Source organism: Subsaxibacter sp. CAU 1640, assembly GCF_023156585.1.
Taxonomy (GTDB): domain Bacteria; phylum Bacteroidota; class Bacteroidia; order Flavobacteriales; family Flavobacteriaceae; genus JBPOFM01.
Genome location: NZ_JALNMI010000006.1, coordinates 36,124 through 51,854, shown reverse-complemented (window position 1 = coordinate 51,854; position 15,731 = coordinate 36,124). Strand labels below are relative to the sequence as shown.

The following is a 15,731-nucleotide window of genomic DNA, read 5'->3' as shown; positions in this document are numbered from 1 at the left end:
TTAATTTTCCCTTCTTACCACCAAGGTATCTAACTTGTATTTTTGTTTTAACCAACGATACAACCTGTCTTTTTCCTTGTTGATTTCATCTTCTGCAACAGAATTGTTCCACTTTGCTGTGAAGACAGGCGTAGTATCTAATTTTGTAAAATTAGAACTGATGACACTTGAATAGGATAAATTTTGAAGGTTTTCGTAGTTGATTTTTACTTCTTTGCTTAACTCTTCAAACGGAATTTGAAGTGCTTCATATTTCGATAATTTGGCGACTTTATTTTCTAGAAATTCAATTTTTTCTGATTGAGAAAGCAAATCCAATGAATCGCGATATCGTATTTGCGACATATATCGAAGATTGTCCAAATTCTTCGACCTGTTTTGGTTGAATACTAGTTTCGTATTAGACAATGCAGGATAATCTTTCATTCGGGCTCTCAATAACGAAATCGTATTGTCATCAACCTGATCCAATCCGAAGGTGTTCAACTCAAGAATCGACTGCTCATCTTTTACTCTTGAAAATTCTGGCACCGCATTATCCCTTATGAATTCTGAATGTGGCAAAGGTTCCAATTCATTATCAAGGAAAGACTTTACTGCATTTTCAAACTGGCTTTCGCGCCATACTTCCACAAATGTAAAAAGTGCCGGAACCATTACGATGACTGCAATCACAGTAGCAATCTGACCTGTACGTCTGCGTCTTTTGGAATTGGCATACTTGAGCATTGGAAAGCCCAAAATCTTTACGACGATAAACGTTGCCAAGGCAATAAAAATCGTGTTGATCGTAAAAAGATACATCGCTCCAAAGAAGTAAGGCCAATTGGCTTTTGCCAATCCATAACCTGCCGTACACAACGGTGGCATCAATGCTGTAGCAATGGCAACACCAAAGATGACTGATGCAATGGTTCCTCTTTTGGTACGAGCTATTATCAACGCCAAACCACCAAAAAATGCTATCAAAACATCTCGAATATCTGGTTTTACACGTCCTAAAAGTTCAGACGTATCTTCACTCAATGGAAAGAGATAGAAAAACAAAAACGCTGTCAATAAACTCAAAACAATCATAATGGCAAGATTGACCAATGAACGTTTCAGAGTATCGACATCATTTATGGCAATAGAAAGTCCCACACCTAAAATTGGGCCCATAAGAGGCGAAATTAACATAGCGCCAATCACCACTGCAGTGGAACTTGCATTTAAACCAATGGATGCCACAAATATAGAGCAGATTAAAATCCAAGCGGTAGCACCCTTAAATGGAATGTCACCTTTAATGGCTGCCAAGGTAGCATCTCTATCGGTATCTTCCCTAAAATCCAACAGTTCCCTAAAGAACTTTTTGATGCTTTGCAATAATCCTTGCGCATCCTTTTTTACTGCTTCTTTAGATTGCTCTACAGCCTGGTCTTTATTGGCTTCTTCTTCAGAAAAATTGAATTTATTTTCTTCCATCGCTATTTTCGCTATTGTGAATCAATCAACTAACTAAAATCAAATAGATATACTATCCGTATTGCTCACCAAATTTGTCCTTTACTTTTTGAAGTACTTTTTTGATGTCCTGTTCTTTTTCTTTTGGAAATATAAGCAAAACTTCTTCTTTATCGACAATGATATAATCTTTCAACCCATCAATGACCGCAATTTTCCCTTTTTTGGTCCTGATCATATTTCCTGAAGCATCTTCTGTCAAGGTTCTTGCATTCACAACTGCATTTCCGCTGTCATCTTTATCTAGCTTGTCATAGAGACTTCCCCAAGTTCCAAGGTCATTCCAATCAAATTCTGCCGGAAGCACATAGACATTGCTAGACTGCTCCATAATGGCATAATCGACAGAAATGTTTTCCGCATCCACATAATTGTTGGCTATAAATTCATTTTCATCAGGAGTATTATAAGCTGGTATGCCTTCCGCAAACAATTCATATAATTCATTTTGATATTTTTGGAATGCTTTCACAACGCTTTTAGCACTCCACATAAAAATACCAGCATTCCACAGAAAATTACCTTGAGCAATAAACGATTTTGCTGTTTCATAATCAGGCTTTTCCCTGAATTGATTGACAGGTTTTATGGCATTAGATGAATCTTTATCGTATTCCACATAGCCATAACCAGTATTTGGAAATGTAGGCTGAATACCTAAAGTCATTAAAACATCATTGGTTTCGCAGAAGTCGAAAACCTGCTGAACGTTGTTACTAAAAGTTTTTTCGTCTTCAATCCAATGGTCACTTGGTGCCACGACCATCACAGCATTAGGATTTTCCTTCTGAATTTTTAAAGCTGCATATAAAATACAAGGAGCTGTGTTGCGCATAGCTGGTTCCAACAACACTTGACGCTGTGTTACTTTGGGCAACTGTTGTAACACCAAATCGTTATAAAGTGCGTTAGTCAATATAAAAATATTTTCTGATGGAATCAGTTGTTCCAGTCTTTGAAACGTTTTTTGAATCAAAGTGTCGCCAGTACCCAACATATCGTGGAACTGCTTTGGAAAATCTTGAGTACTCACGGGCCAAAACCTAGACCCTACACCGCCTGCCATCAAGATGGCGTAATAATTTTTGTTCTTCATTTTGTTATTCCTATTATGGAATTATATTCTAGTTGTTAGTCTTGAAATTATATAGCTGAAATTGAATCTTGGCACGCTCCAGTTTTCATCTAGCAACTTCTGCTTTCGCAGGAATAAGTTCCACTTCAGCATTTGGGTTAAAAAGATACAATCTACCAGATGCTACTTCCACACCTTCATATCTCGTTCGTCTTTTTTCACCCTTCTTAAAAATCCGTCCATTGTAAAGCTTGAAAAAACTTCCTTTTGGAACTTCAAAAATATAAGTTTTATCATTAGGTTCGTCATACCTCTTTAAAGCCAAAGCTAACTTAACATCTGTATCACTACTTGCTTTTGGATTTTTGAAATGCTTTGCAAGTAATGGTAACAATTCCGACGGAAACACATTTGGATTCAGCACTGGCAACATCAATCTTTGAAACGTATGTTTCCATTCCTTCCCGTGCGGTTTGATAAAACGACTATAGTTTTTATAGGCTTCAAAATGGGCAATCTCGTGAATCAAGGTTATCAAAAAGCGATACTTGTTCAAATTAGAATTAATCGTGATTTGATGCTTTCCATTAGGAAGTTTTCTGTAATCCCCGTGGCGTGTCTTTCGCTCCTGCTTTACTTTAACTGCTAAATGATCGTGAGTCAACAGATTTAGAACATAATCTGTGGCATAGTCAGGGATATACTCGACGAGTGAATTGTGCATAAGGCAAAAATAATAGAAATCGTATGAACGGACTTATAATTTTGTAATTTTAAGTCAACAAACATTCGTCTTATGAACCTCAAACTGTATCTCAAAATCCTTTTGCTTTTTTGTCTTCTATTTTCATTCAAAATTGAAGCGCAAGAACTGTATCAAATGCCCAAAAACAAGGAAACAAAATGGGTCAGTTTTGAAAATGTGACAGGCAACAAAGGACAGGGTGGCCAAGCCAACAAAGGTGCGAAAGGCGCAGCATTCAAATCTTTAAAAGCAGGTGAATCCGTAAACCTAATCGATTTAAAAGGTAGTGGCACGGTAAAAAGAATTTGGATGACCTTTAATGAGCGTAGCCCAGAGATGTTAAGGTCATTGAAAATAGAAATGTTTTGGGAAGACAACTCAAAACCTGCTGTTTCGGCGCCAGTTGGTGATTTTTTTGGTATTGGTTTGGGGCAAAGGCTTCCATTTCAAAGCGCCATTTTTTCTGACCCTGAAGGTCGCTCCTTCAACTGCATCATTCCTATGCCTTTTAAAAAAGCGGCTCGCATCACAATCACCAACGAATCTGACACCGATTTGATTCAACTCTTCTATGATGTCGATTTATTGATGGAAACTCACGATGAAAATATGCTGTATTTCCACGCCTATTGGAGTCGTGAAAATAAAACTACACTGGGTAAAGATTTTGAAATTCTTCCGAAAATTGCAGGCAAAGGCAGTTTTTTAGGAACAAATATGGGTGTCAAAACTGATCCTGCGCTTGAAGACACTTGGTATGGCGAAGGCGAAGTTAAGATGTATGTAGATGGCGACCATAATTTCCCAACCATCATTGGAACAGGCACTGAAGATTATATAGGCACGGCTTATGGCCAAGGTGCGTACAGCCATTTGTACCAAGGTTCACCGATTGCTGATGTTAAAAAAGGATTGTTCGCCTTTTACCGCTATCATATTCCTGACCCTGTTTATTTCTATAAAGATATCACATTGACGATGCAACAAATTGGCGGCGCAGGGAAAGAAAAAGTAATAGAATTTCTTGAAAAAGGTATCAATATTAAACCTGTAACTCTTCACAATCACTTGCAGTTTATCAATCTTTTAGAGGACGATACTTCTAAATCATTGGACGACCCATCACTTCCAGAGGGTTGGGCGAATTTTTACCGAGAGGATGATGTATCGGCAACAGCCTATTTTTATTTGGACAAGCCGACGACAGACTTACCATCCTTGCCTGCAGTTGCGAAGCGTGTTGAAAATTTACCTGTTAAAGAATAATTTGTTGGGTAAAATTTCAAAATCTATTCGACTGTTTCGAGCGCCTTAATATCTTCGATTCTTATTTTTTTACCAATGGATGAAATCAATCCATCTTTTTTGAAATCGGACAAAATACGTATAGCCGATTCAGTTGCTGTACCAACAATATTTGAGAAATCTTCTCTAGACAATACCAAGTTTAAAGCACCTTCATTATCAGTTCCAAAACTGTCATGAAGGTAAAGTAAAGTTTCTGCCAATCGTTTTTTTACAGACTTTTGAGCCATATTTACAATGACGTTGTCGGACTCCTTTAAATCTTTGGCCATTTGTTGTAAGACATCCATAGAGAAATTGGAGTTTTTTTGCAAATCCCTGATAATTTCATCTTTCGGAATAAAACAAACCTCCATGTCATTTAGCGCAACAGCAGTTAAATTGGCCGACTCACTTCCTATTAGAGAACGTTGCCCAAGCAAATCACCTTTCACAATAAGTTTTACAATGTGATCCCTACCATTTTCACTCAATTTTGAAAGTTTGCAGACACCATCTTTTACGCAGAACACGCCATTTAACGTTTCCCCTTCCTGAAAAATAAGTTCGCCTTTTTTAACAAAGCGGGATGTTTTACAGCCAGAAATACGAATTAACTCATCCTTTGTAAGTGCTTTAAGGGAGTTGAATTGTCTAATAATGCACTGTTCGCACTTGCTCATACCTAATTTTGAAGTGTTCCGTAAAATTACTTAAAACCTGATAAATATCATATTTTTTTTGAGTGCTCATTTCAACCTTTGCAATAGGTAAAAATGAGCAAATAGTATGGAACAAACCTCCTGTTTCCATTGTGGTGATGCATGTTCGGCAGAGCACATCATCTATAATGATAAAAATTTCTGCTGTAATGGCTGTAAAACAGTTTATGAGATTTTCTCTGAAAATGATTTAACCTGTTACTACGATTTGCAGCAAGCACCAGGTAATACACCAAAAGAAATCCAAGGAAAGTATGATTTTCTATCGGATGAGGGCATCATCGAAAAGCTTACCGAATTCAATGATGGCAAACATCAAATTACCACTTTGACCATTCCACACATTCATTGCAGTTCTTGCATCTGGATTTTGGAAAACCTCAACAAACTCAATCCAAATATTACGGCTTCGCAAGTTAATTTTGGAAAAAAAACGGTTCGCATCACCTACAAATCAGAAGACATCTCACTGAAAGATGTGGTTTTATTATTAAGCAGAATTGGTTATGAACCTTACATTTCTTTGGAAGATTTCAACACAGGAAAAAACAAAGTTAACCGTAGCTTAATTTACAAACTTGGTGTCGCTGGTTTTGCTTTTGGGAACGTCATGTTTTTGTCATTTCCTGAATATTTTGAAGTGGGCGAATTTTGGCTAGAGCAATACAAATCGCTTTTCAGATGGTTGATGTTTGCTTTTTCATTGCCTGTCGTATTTTATGCAGGCCAAGATTATTTTATTTCAGCATACAAAGGCGTCAAAGCAAGATTTCTGAACATTGATATTCCCATTGCGCTTGGAATTCTAGTATTATTCATCAGAAGTACGGTTGAGATCATCTTTGATTTAGGAACTGGCTTTTTTGATAGTTTGACAGGCTTGGTGTTCTTCCTTTTGTTAGGGAAATTTTTCCAGCAACGCACCTATGCCTTTTTATCCTTTGAACGCGATTACAAATCTTACTTCCCAATTGCAGTTACAAAAATTTCCAACGGAATTGAAACACCCATTCAGGTCTATAACATCAAAAAAGGTGATAGATTATTAATCAGGAATGAAGAATTGATTCCTGTGGATGGCATTTTGATGAATGGAAATGCCAATATTGACTATAGTTTTGTCACTGGCGAATCAGAGGCTGTTAAGAAGCAATCAGGCGACAAACTTTTTGCTGGTGGCAAGCAAACGTCTGGAAGTATTGAAATGGAAGCCTTGAATGCTGTAGAGCAAAGTTATTTAACTCAACTTTGGAGTAACGATGTTTTCAGCAAAAACAAAGAAGATGGTTTTACAACACTTACCAATGCCATCAGCAAGCGGTTTACCATTGCAGTTTTAAGCATTGCTGTTTTGGCTAGTTTATACTGGTTGGTGGTTGATAGTTCAAAAGCCATAAATGTTTTTACAGCAGTGTTGATTATCGCTTGTCCTTGTGCCATAGCGCTTTCGGCACCATTTACTCTCGGGAATTTATTGCGCATTTTCGGCAAACTGAAATTTTATCTTAAAAATGCTTCGGTTATAGAACAATTGGCAAAAATAGACACCATTGTTTTTGACAAAACTGGCACGATTACTTCTAATGCAAAGAGCAAAACCAATTACGAAGGTGAAACACTTTCTGAAGAAGAAACAGTCTTGTTGACGAGCACTTTAAGGCATTCAAATCATCCGTTAAGCCGCTCGTTATACAACATTCTTCAAAAAAATAACATTGTTACTCTCGATCATTATGAAGAACATTTAGGTGAAGGCATTTATGGAGAAACAAGTGATCAATCGGTTAAAATTGGTTCCGCGAAATATGTAGGACAATTGCAACCTGAAACCGATCTCAAGACTTCTGTTTACGTTAGCACCAATCAAGGTTATAAGGGAAAATTCACCTTTTACAATGCTTATCGAAAAGGGATTTCAAAACTATTCAATAAACTAAAGAAAGAATATGACTTGGTGATTCTGTCAGGTGATAATGCTAGCGAACTCAACAATCTCAAGAAGTTATTGCCTGCAAAAACCAAGCTCATTTTCAACCAAAAACCAAATGACAAGCTAGAATACATCAAACATCATCAGGACAATGGTGCCCATGTGATGATGGTTGGCGATGGACTGAATGATGCAGGCGCTTTGGCGCAAAGTCATGTTGGTATTGCAGTTTCAGAAAATATCAACGTGTTTTCGCCTGCTTGCGATGCCATCTTAAACGCTTCAAAGTTCAACCAGCTGCATAGTTATATCAAAGCGTCGAAAACAGCTATTATGATTATCAAGTGGAGCTTTTTGTTCTCTTTCTTCTATAATGTAATAGGACTCTATTTTGCGGTTACAGGACAACTCATGCCTGTGATGGCTGCTGTTTTAATGCCATTAAGCTCCATCAGCATCGTGATTTTTACAACCGTTGCAACTAACATTTTAGGACGAAAATTAAAATGAAAAAACTGCCCGAACATGATAAATATCATAGAATAGAAATTCACGCAGAAGTAATTTTGAACCATAACTTCAGGTAGGTATGAGTGTTATATACATTTTATTGACCATTAGCATCGTCATTGCAGTGCTGTTCTTTGCTGCATTTATAAAAGCCGTTAAATCAGGTCAATACGATGACAATTATACACCTTCCGTTCGCATGCTATTCGAGGACGAACTTGTCAAAAACAAAACCAAGAAAACCATTAAAAATCAAAAGTTTAACTAATTATTATGGAAGTACAACAATTTTACTACGACAACAGGATTGTTAAAAAATTCTTACTCGCCACCATGATTTGGGGTGCCGTAGGTATGTTGGTTGGGTTACTCCTAGCCTTTATGTTCTTATTCCCTAACCTCACCGATGGCATTTCATGGTTAAGTTTTGGTCGTTTAAGACCTCTGCATACCAATGCTGTTATTTTTGCCTTTGTTGGTAACGCTATTTTTGCTGGTGTATACTATTCTTCGCAGCGGTTGCTGAAAGCCAGAATGTTTAGTGATGCTTTGAGCAACTTTAATTTTTGGGGATGGCAATTGATCATTGTGGCGGCAGCCATCACATTACCATTGGGCTATACTACAAGTAAAGAATATGCTGAATTAGAATGGCCGATAGACCTTGCCATAGCCTTGGTGTGGGTAGCATTTGGTTGGAATTTAATAGGAACAATCTTAAAAAGACGTCAGCGTCATATGTATGTTGCCATTTGGTTTTACCTAGCCACTTTTGTTACTGTAGCCGTACTTCATATCTTCAACAGTTTAGAACTTCCCGTGAGCGGACTGAAAAGTTATTCGGTTTATGCTGGTGTTCAAGATGCTTTGGTGCAATGGTGGTATGGGCATAATGCGGTGGCATTCTTTTTGACAACGCCGTTTTTAGGGTTGATGTACTACTTTGTTCCGAAAGCGGCCGATAGACCTATTTACTCCTACAGATTATCAATTGTACACTTTTGGTCATTGATTTTCATCTACATCTGGGCAGGACCTCATCATTTATTATACACTGCTTTACCTGAATGGGCTCAAAACTTGGGAGTTGCCTTTTCGGTGATGCTTTTAATGCCTTCTTGGGGTGGAATGATAAACGGACTTTTGACATTGCGTGGTGCCTGGGATAAAGTACGTATTGACCCCGTGTTGAAATTTATGGTTGTGGCAATTACGGGTTATGGTATGGCTACCTTCGAAGGACCAATGTTATCACTCAAAAACGTCAACGCCATTGCGCACTTTACAGATTGGGTCATTGCACACGTACATGTTGGAGCCTTGGCTTGGAATGGATTTTTAGCCTTCGGAATGATTTATTGGTTGGTGCCAAGATTATTCAACACCAAACTACATTCAACAAAACTTGCAAACTTCCATTTCTGGATTGGCACTTTAGGTATCATCATCTATGCATTACCCATGTATGTCGCTGGATTTACTCAAGCCAGTATGTGGAAACAGTTCAATCCCGACGGAACTTTAGTCTATGGTAACTTTTTAGAAACCGTTTCTGAAATCATCCCGATGTATTGGATGCGAGCTATTGGTGGTACTTTATACATCATCGGAATGTTTGTGTTGGCCTATAACATCATCGTCACCATCAGAAAAGGCAGCGAGGTTGGCGATGAGTTGGCCGAAGCCCCAGCATTGCAACGTGTATCAAAAACACGTATTGCTGGTGAAGGATTCCACACATGGTTAGAGCGCAAACCTGTGCAATTGACCATATTGGCAACCATCACAATATTGATTGGCGGAATCATTCAGATTATACCGACTATCATCGTAAAATCAAATATTCCGACAATAGCAAGTGTCAAACCTTACACGCCATTAGAATTGGAAGGTCGTGACATCTATATTCGTGAAGGTTGTGTGAGCTGCCACTCTCAAATGGTGCGTCCATTTAGAAGTGAAGTAGAACGTTATGGCGAATTTTCAAAAGCTGGCGAATATGTCTATGACCACCCTTTCCTTTGGGGAAGTAAGCGTACAGGACCAGACTTACACCGTGTAGGAGGCAAATACTCTGATAATTGGCACCTCAATCACATGTATGACCCACAAAGTACCTCTTCAGGCTCCATCATGCCTGCTTATCAGTGGTTGATTCGCGATGAATTGGATAAATCAATGACAAAAGACAAAATGAGAGCCATGGTAAAGCTAGGCGTTCCATATTCTGAAGAAGAGATTGCCAACGCTCAAAAAAGCATGACTGAACAAGGGACTCAAATCGAGAAAAACCTTTATACAGATCCCGACTTTGCAGAAAGCTATGAAGCCGATAAAAAAGCTGGCGGCAGTGAATTCATCGAAATGCGAAATAGAGAAATAACGGCTCTTATTGCTTATTTACAACGCCTGGGAACTGACATCAAAGTTCAAGAATTAGAAGCAGAATTATCATCTCAAAATCCTTAAACCATGTTGAAATTTGTAAAAAACCATATGGAAAGTATTGCTGGTATTGAAATATACCCGCTAATCTCTCTAATGATATTCTTTCTCTTTTTTGTTGCTCTATTTTGGTGGGTTATCACTGCTGAAAAAGACTACATCAAAACCGTGAGCGAATTGCCACTAGATACTAATCAAAATAACACAAACCCATGAGACATTATATTCCTTCTTGGCTTCGAGTTCCTGTTGTATTTTTTTCGATAGCGTTATTGGTAGAATACTTTGTAGATTCTGGTGACAGACCAGCCTTTCTGAAATATCCCTATATATCACTATTCCTTCTCCTAGTGTTCTTGATTCTAGTTGCAATGGAAGGTATTGTAAGTACTTTAGAAAATACGCTCTATCAAAGTCTTGATGAAGAAGCAAGAGCTCGTTATGACGCCAAAAAAACTGAAAAGCCAGCCATTATCAAATGGGTTCAAAAAACCTATATAAAATTATTGGGTTCAAAACCTATTGAAGAAGAACACGAAATTATACTTGACCACAACTATGATGGTATCAAGGAATTAGACAATTCGCTTCCGCCTTGGTGGCTGTACTGCTTTTACATCTCTATCATTTTTGCGCTGGTATATATGTTAAGGTTTCATGTGTTTAGTGGCGATAATCAATATGAAGAATTGGAACAAGAATATGCTGAAGCTAAAATAGCCATTGAAGAATATAAGAAAACTGCAAAAGATTTGGTGGATTTCAATACTGTTGAAGTATTGGTGGATGCAGGCGATTTAAAAGCTGGGCAAAATATTTTTGAAACCAACTGTGTGGCTTGCCATAAAGCAGATGGTGGTGGCGGTATTGGGCCTAATCTAACAGATGAGCATTGGATTTTGGGTGGTGGCATTAAAAATGTATTCCATACCATTTCTGAAGGTGGCCGCAACGGTAAAGGTATGATTGCATGGAAACAAAGTTTAAAACCATCCGAAATTGCCCAAGTAGCAAGTTACGTACTCACATTCCAAGGCACTACTCCTGCTGAACCAAAAGAACCTGAAGGTGATATCTGGACCACTGATAAAGTTCCTATCGAAGATTTGGAAGTTCCTGCAACCATTGAGAAAGAGGTCATTGAAATCGACTCGACCGTAACGCTAAAAGAAGATAAATAATAAAATCTCATGGAAACGCCAAACGAGGAAAATTTTAGAGACTCCATTGGTACCATTACCGAGGAAGGCAAGCGTGCTTGGGTGTTTCCTAAAAAACCAAGTGGCAGGTTTTATGACAAACGTAAAATTGTTAGTTACCTTTTATTGGCATTCCTCTTTGCGGCGCCATTTATCAAAATTAATGGTAACCAGTTTTTAATGTTCAATGTTTTGGAACGCCGATTCAATATTTTCGGGTTTCCGTTTTGGCCACAAGATTTTCACTTGTTCGTAATATCCATGATTATAGGTGTCATCTTCGTGACACTTTTTACAGTAGGGTTTGGTCGTATTTTCTGCGGATGGATTTGCCCTCAAACCATTTTCATGGAGATGGTTTTTAGACGCATTGAATTCTGGATAGATGGTGACCGAAACAAACAACGTAAACTTGATGCTCAAAAATGGGATGCAGAAAAAATTAGAAAACGCCTTTTCAAATGGTTCATCTTTTTGGTGATTTCATTTTTGATTGCCAATATCTTTCTCGCATATTTAATTGGTAGCGATAAGCTTATGGGATATATCATTGAAGGTCCTTCTCAACATTTGGGCACTCTTCTCCCGCTGCTCATTTTTACGGCAGTCTTTTACTTTGTGTTCGCTTGGTTTAGAGAGCAGGTATGTATCATCGCTTGTCCTTACGGAAGACTGCAAGGTGTGCTTCTGGACAATAAATCGATTGTTGTGGCATATGACCATAAACGTGGTGAAGGCGAAAACGGTAGAAAAAAATTCAGAAAAAATGAAGACAGAACAGCTTTAGGTCACGGCGATTGCATAGACTGTCTGCAATGTGTACATGTTTGCCCTACAGGCATCGATATTCGCAACGGCACACAACTGGAGTGTGTTAATTGTACTGCGTGTATTGATGAGTGCGACCATATTATGGAAAGCATCAATCTACCTAAAGGCTTGATTCGATATGCCAGTGAAGACGAAATTGAAAAGAAAGAAAAGTTCAAACTCACAGCCAGAATGAAAGGCTACATCGCCGTACTTATCATACTTATTGGAGTATTGAGCGGCATGCTATTATTGAGAAATGATGTTGAAGCCAGAATATTGCGATTGCCTGGACAACTATATGAAAAGAAAGAGAAAAACATCATTAGCAATGTATTCACATATAAACTGGTGAATAAAACCAATGAAGAGATTGACAACGTCAGTTTCAAGATCAGAAATTTTAAAGGTACCATTCACTTGGTATCTACATCCGAAGATTTTGAAGTCCCAGCACAAGGTTTAGCTGAAGGCACACTCTTTATAGAGATCAAAAAGAATGAATTAAAAGGCGATAAAAACAAACTGACCATAGATGTCTATAGCCACAACAAATTGATAGAAACAACAACGGTCAACTTTTTGGGACCAAGAAGTTACCATTAATATAAAACACTATGAAATTTAATTGGGGAACAGGGATTGTATTAGCTTTTATAAGCTTCATCGGCTTTATCATGTACTTTGTAATTACTATGAGCACTGATAAAAAATATGATCATGATTTGGTTACAGAGAATTATTACAAACAAGAGCTCGATTTTCAAAACAATATCAATAAGGAAAATAATTCCAGAACATTAAAGCAAAACATTACTTGGGAAAAAACCAGTGACGGATTGCTCATCATCTTCCCGGAGAATCTACACGTCTCTAAAATCTCCGGAAGTGTGTTCCTATACCGACCATCTGACAAGCAATTTGACTTCGAAATTCCAATTTCGTTGTCAAGCAACCATTTGCTCATACCTGACAAACGTTTGTTGGGTGGTCGTTGGAACATCATTATAGATTGGGAATACGAGAATATCCTATATCGCTATAAAAAAGAAATCATCTACTAAATGCTTTGGTCTGCATTCATATTCGGAATCTTGGGTAGTTTTCACTGCGTTGGCATGTGCGGACCCATTGCCTTTATGTTGCCTGTAGATAGAACCAATTCCATCAAAAAAGTAAGTCAGATAACTACTTACCACATTGGTAGATTATTGGCATATAGTTCCATTGGATTAGTATTCGGACTCATCGGAAAGAACCTTTACATCTTTGGCCTACAACAACAACTTTCCATCATCATTGGTCTATTGATGATTGTGGCTGTATTGCTTCCATATAGAACACTTAACAAATACAATCTATCCAAACCACTTCATAAGATTATTTCAAAAGTAAAAAGCAACTTGGGACCAGCTCTAAAAAAGAAAGCTGCCGATACGTTTTTGACCATTGGTTTTTTGAATGGATTTTTACCTTGTGGCTTAGTCTATATGGCTGTTTTTGGTAGTTTAGTAAACGCTTCTGTTACTCAAGGTGTCTTGTATATGGCACTTTTCGGTTTGGGCACTGTTCCATTGATGACGTCAGCCATTTATGTGGGCAAGTTCTTAAATGCAACCATCAAACAGCGTATTCAAAAAGCGATTCCGGTTTTCGTGATTATCATCGGTGCGCTCTTCATTCTTCGTGGCTTGGGATTGGGCATTCCTTACATTTCCCCAGAACCAGTTGTTGAGATGGCTACAAGTAATATGAATTGTCATTAAAGGAAGAATTAATTTCAACATTATCAATTTTCATTTTACTCAACAAGTTTGGTCATTGTTATTGAAGTTCCGATGAAAATGGTTAATTTAGTTAAGACGTATTTCGATACATACCACTTCATGATCATTCCAAAAAGACCTTTTTAAAACATGTCTAAATTCATTTTCTTATTAGCATCATTCGTAATACTAAACTCGTATACCACTATTGCCCAAAAAACAACCAAAAAACCCAACATCATATACATTAACGTGGATGACTTGGGTTATGGCGATGTAGGCGTATATGGTGCCACAAAAGTAAGAACACCCAACATTGATAAACTTGCAGATCAAGGTATTCGTTTTACGGATGCGCACACCGTTTCTGCCGTGTGCACGCCATCGCGTTATGCAGTGATAACGGGCGAATATCCTGTGCGTAATAATAATCTATCAAGTGCCATTTTCGATAGAGATTCCCTAATTATCGACACCAATAAATTGACGATTGCCGATGTTTTTAAACAACAAGGATATGCTACTGCCTGCATTGGAAAATGGCATTTAGGCTTTGGAAACAAACGACCTGTAGACTGGAATGCAGAACTAAAACCTGGTCCGTTGGAATTGGGCTTTGATTATTACTACGGAGTGCCTGTTCTCAACAGCCACCCGCCATTTGTATACGTTGAAAACTATAAAGTGGTAGGGCTTACAGAAGACGATCCTTTAATCTATGGCAAGGAGGCAAAAACCCAACCGTATCCTGAAAAATGGAATAAGTGGGACCAAAAAATAGGTGGTGCAGAAAAGGCACACGAACTTTATATAGATAGCAAGGTGGGCACAACGCTTAAGGGTAAGGCTTTGGATTATATAAAGTCAAACTCAAAAAAACCTTTCTTTCTTTATTTTGCTACTACCAACATCCATCATCCATTTACACCAGATAAACGTTTTCTTGGTACCAGCGATGCAGGACGTTATGGCGATTTCATTCATGAACTCGATTGGATAGTGGGCGAAATTATGCAAACATTGGATGAAGAGGGCCTTACCGACAATACGCTTTTGATTCTTACCAGTGATAATGGCGGGATGCTCAATCAAGGTGGACAGGATGCTTATGCGATGGACCATAAAATCAATGGTGACTTATTGGGCTTTAAATTTGATGCTTGGGAAGGAGGTCATCGCATTCCGTTTATTGCAAGATGGCCTGGACATATCAAACCACAAACCGTGTCCAATGCTTTGATTTCCAATGTGGATATGTTGGCGACCTTTGCAGCCATCGTCAGTACCAAAATACCTAAAGGACAGGCCGTGGACAGCAAGAATCTTTTGTCGGTGTTGACAAATTCCAAAGACAAAACTGAACGGTCAGAGCTACTAATTGCACCCAATAATCTCAACAACCTAGCATTGCGACAAGGCAAATGGATGTATATATCAGGACAAGGTGGCGGCGGCTTCGGCGCTAAACATCAAGGGATGCACGACTTTGGTGGTCCAGCCGCTTTTCCATTTACAGGTCAAACAAATAGTGACATTGCCAACGGACAACTCAAAGAGGATGCACCAGAGGCCCAATTGTACAATTTGGAAACAGACCCTTATCAACATAAAAATGTCTATGATGAACATCCCGAAATTGTGAAGCAAATGAAAGCTCGTATTGAAGCCATCAAAAAAGAACATTAAAATGAAGATGTCTTTGTTAATCATCTTTTAAAAGCATTGTTGGTCTGTTTAAA

14 protein-coding genes are annotated in these 15,731 nt (G+C 38.2%); 10 read left to right on the top strand and 4 right to left on the bottom strand.

Annotation, left to right across the window (positions count from 1 at the left end; translation table 11 throughout):
- From M0G43_RS14940 to M0G43_RS14930, 3 genes are all read right to left on the bottom strand, one after another.
- Positions 1-1,467, bottom strand: coding sequence for a DUF389 domain-containing protein (locus M0G43_RS14940; protein ID WP_248027815.1), 1,467 nt, complete (start codon positions 1,465-1,467; stop codon positions 1-3).
- Positions 1,468-1,519: 52 nt separating this feature from the next.
- Positions 1,520-2,602, bottom strand: coding sequence for a mannose-1-phosphate guanylyltransferase (locus M0G43_RS14935; protein WP_248027813.1), 1,083 nt, complete (start codon positions 2,600-2,602; stop codon positions 1,520-1,522).
- Between the two features lie 85 nt (positions 2,603-2,687).
- The gene (locus M0G43_RS14930; protein ID WP_248027810.1) at positions 2,688-3,305 is read right to left on the bottom strand and encodes a SprT-like domain-containing protein; all 618 of its coding nucleotides are present in this window, start codon (positions 3,303-3,305) and stop codon (positions 2,688-2,690) included.
- A 72-nt stretch (positions 3,306-3,377) separates the two neighbouring features.
- Between M0G43_RS14930 and M0G43_RS14925 the strand changes: the two genes are divergently transcribed.
- Complete coding sequence (locus M0G43_RS14925; protein WP_248027808.1) at positions 3,378-4,592, top strand: glycoside hydrolase family 172 protein; 1,215 nt, start codon at positions 3,378-3,380, stop codon at positions 4,590-4,592.
- A 23-nt stretch (positions 4,593-4,615) separates the two neighbouring features.
- On the opposite strand, the gene M0G43_RS14920 is transcribed toward M0G43_RS14925, so the two are convergent.
- A complete protein-coding gene (locus tag M0G43_RS14920; protein WP_248027806.1) occupies positions 4,616-5,293 on the bottom strand; it encodes a Crp/Fnr family transcriptional regulator in 678 nt (225 codons plus the stop codon).
- Positions 5,294-5,399: 106 nt separating this feature from the next.
- Here M0G43_RS14920 and M0G43_RS14915 point away from each other — a divergent pair, with 106 nt between their 5' ends.
- The 9 genes from M0G43_RS14915 (at position 5,400) to M0G43_RS14875 (ending at position 15,678) form a co-directional block, all read left to right on the top strand.
- Positions 5,400-7,772, top strand: a complete 2,373-nt coding sequence (locus M0G43_RS14915) for a heavy metal translocating P-type ATPase (RefSeq protein ID WP_248027804.1) — start codon at positions 5,400-5,402, stop codon at positions 7,770-7,772.
- Between the two features lie 79 nt (positions 7,773-7,851).
- Positions 7,852-8,040 carry a cbb3-type cytochrome oxidase assembly protein CcoS gene (gene ccoS, locus M0G43_RS14910; RefSeq protein WP_248027802.1) on the top strand — a complete coding sequence of 63 codons (189 nt, stop codon included), beginning with the start codon at positions 7,852-7,854 and terminating at the stop codon, positions 8,038-8,040.
- A gap of 5 nt (positions 8,041-8,045) precedes the next feature.
- Positions 8,046-10,241, top strand: coding sequence for a cytochrome-c oxidase, cbb3-type subunit I (gene ccoN, locus M0G43_RS14905; RefSeq protein ID WP_248027800.1), 2,196 nt, complete (start codon positions 8,046-8,048; stop codon positions 10,239-10,241).
- 3 nt (positions 10,242-10,244) lie between these two features.
- Positions 10,245-10,433, top strand: a complete 189-nt coding sequence (locus M0G43_RS14900; protein WP_248027798.1) for a CcoQ/FixQ family Cbb3-type cytochrome c oxidase assembly chaperone — start codon at positions 10,245-10,247, stop codon at positions 10,431-10,433.
- Positions 10,430-11,398: a cbb3-type cytochrome c oxidase N-terminal domain-containing protein gene (locus M0G43_RS14895; RefSeq protein ID WP_248027796.1), complete on the top strand. Its 969-nt coding sequence runs from the start codon at positions 10,430-10,432 to the stop codon at positions 11,396-11,398. Before M0G43_RS14900 ends, M0G43_RS14895 begins: the two co-directional genes overlap by 4 nt.
- Before the next feature lie 9 nt (positions 11,399-11,407).
- Entirely contained in the window at positions 11,408-12,832 is a 1,425-nt protein-coding gene (gene ccoG, locus M0G43_RS14890; RefSeq protein WP_248027794.1) for a cytochrome c oxidase accessory protein CcoG, read from the top strand.
- Between the two features lie 11 nt (positions 12,833-12,843).
- Positions 12,844-13,290, top strand: a complete 447-nt coding sequence (locus tag M0G43_RS14885) for a FixH family protein (RefSeq protein ID WP_248027792.1) — start codon at positions 12,844-12,846, stop codon at positions 13,288-13,290.
- Positions 13,291-13,992, top strand: a complete 702-nt coding sequence (locus M0G43_RS14880; RefSeq protein ID WP_248027790.1) for a sulfite exporter TauE/SafE family protein — start codon at positions 13,291-13,293, stop codon at positions 13,990-13,992.
- Between the two features lie 150 nt (positions 13,993-14,142).
- Positions 14,143-15,678, top strand: coding sequence for a sulfatase family protein (locus tag M0G43_RS14875; RefSeq protein ID WP_248027788.1), 1,536 nt, complete (start codon positions 14,143-14,145; stop codon positions 15,676-15,678).
- Positions 15,679-15,731: the final 53 nt, after the last annotated feature.

Excerpts from the sequence above, each read along its gene's own strand:
- M0G43_RS14940 (WP_248027815.1), bottom strand. The coding sequence starts at position 1,467 with ATGGAAGAAAATAAATTCAATTTTTCTGAAGAAGAAGCCAATAAAGAC.
- M0G43_RS14935 (WP_248027813.1), bottom strand. The coding sequence starts at position 2,602 with ATGAAGAACAAAAATTATTACGCCATCTTGATGGCAGGCGGTGTAGGG.
- M0G43_RS14930 (WP_248027810.1), bottom strand. The coding sequence starts at position 3,305 with ATGCACAATTCACTCGTCGAGTATATCCCTGACTATGCCACAGATTAT.
- M0G43_RS14925 (WP_248027808.1), top strand. The coding sequence starts at position 3,378 with ATGAACCTCAAACTGTATCTCAAAATCCTTTTGCTTTTTTGTCTTCTA.
- M0G43_RS14920 (WP_248027806.1), bottom strand. The coding sequence starts at position 5,293 with ATGAGCAAGTGCGAACAGTGCATTATTAGACAATTCAACTCCCTTAAA.
- M0G43_RS14915 (WP_248027804.1), top strand. The coding sequence starts at position 5,400 with ATGGAACAAACCTCCTGTTTCCATTGTGGTGATGCATGTTCGGCAGAG.
- ccoS (WP_248027802.1), top strand. The coding sequence starts at position 7,852 with ATGAGTGTTATATACATTTTATTGACCATTAGCATCGTCATTGCAGTG.
- ccoN (WP_248027800.1), top strand. The coding sequence starts at position 8,046 with ATGGAAGTACAACAATTTTACTACGACAACAGGATTGTTAAAAAATTC.
- M0G43_RS14900 (WP_248027798.1), top strand. The coding sequence starts at position 10,245 with ATGTTGAAATTTGTAAAAAACCATATGGAAAGTATTGCTGGTATTGAA.
- M0G43_RS14895 (WP_248027796.1), top strand. The coding sequence starts at position 10,430 with ATGAGACATTATATTCCTTCTTGGCTTCGAGTTCCTGTTGTATTTTTT.
- ccoG (WP_248027794.1), top strand. The coding sequence starts at position 11,408 with ATGGAAACGCCAAACGAGGAAAATTTTAGAGACTCCATTGGTACCATT.
- M0G43_RS14885 (WP_248027792.1), top strand. The coding sequence starts at position 12,844 with ATGAAATTTAATTGGGGAACAGGGATTGTATTAGCTTTTATAAGCTTC.
- M0G43_RS14880 (WP_248027790.1), top strand. The coding sequence starts at position 13,291 with ATGCTTTGGTCTGCATTCATATTCGGAATCTTGGGTAGTTTTCACTGC.
- M0G43_RS14875 (WP_248027788.1), top strand. The coding sequence starts at position 14,143 with ATGTCTAAATTCATTTTCTTATTAGCATCATTCGTAATACTAAACTCG.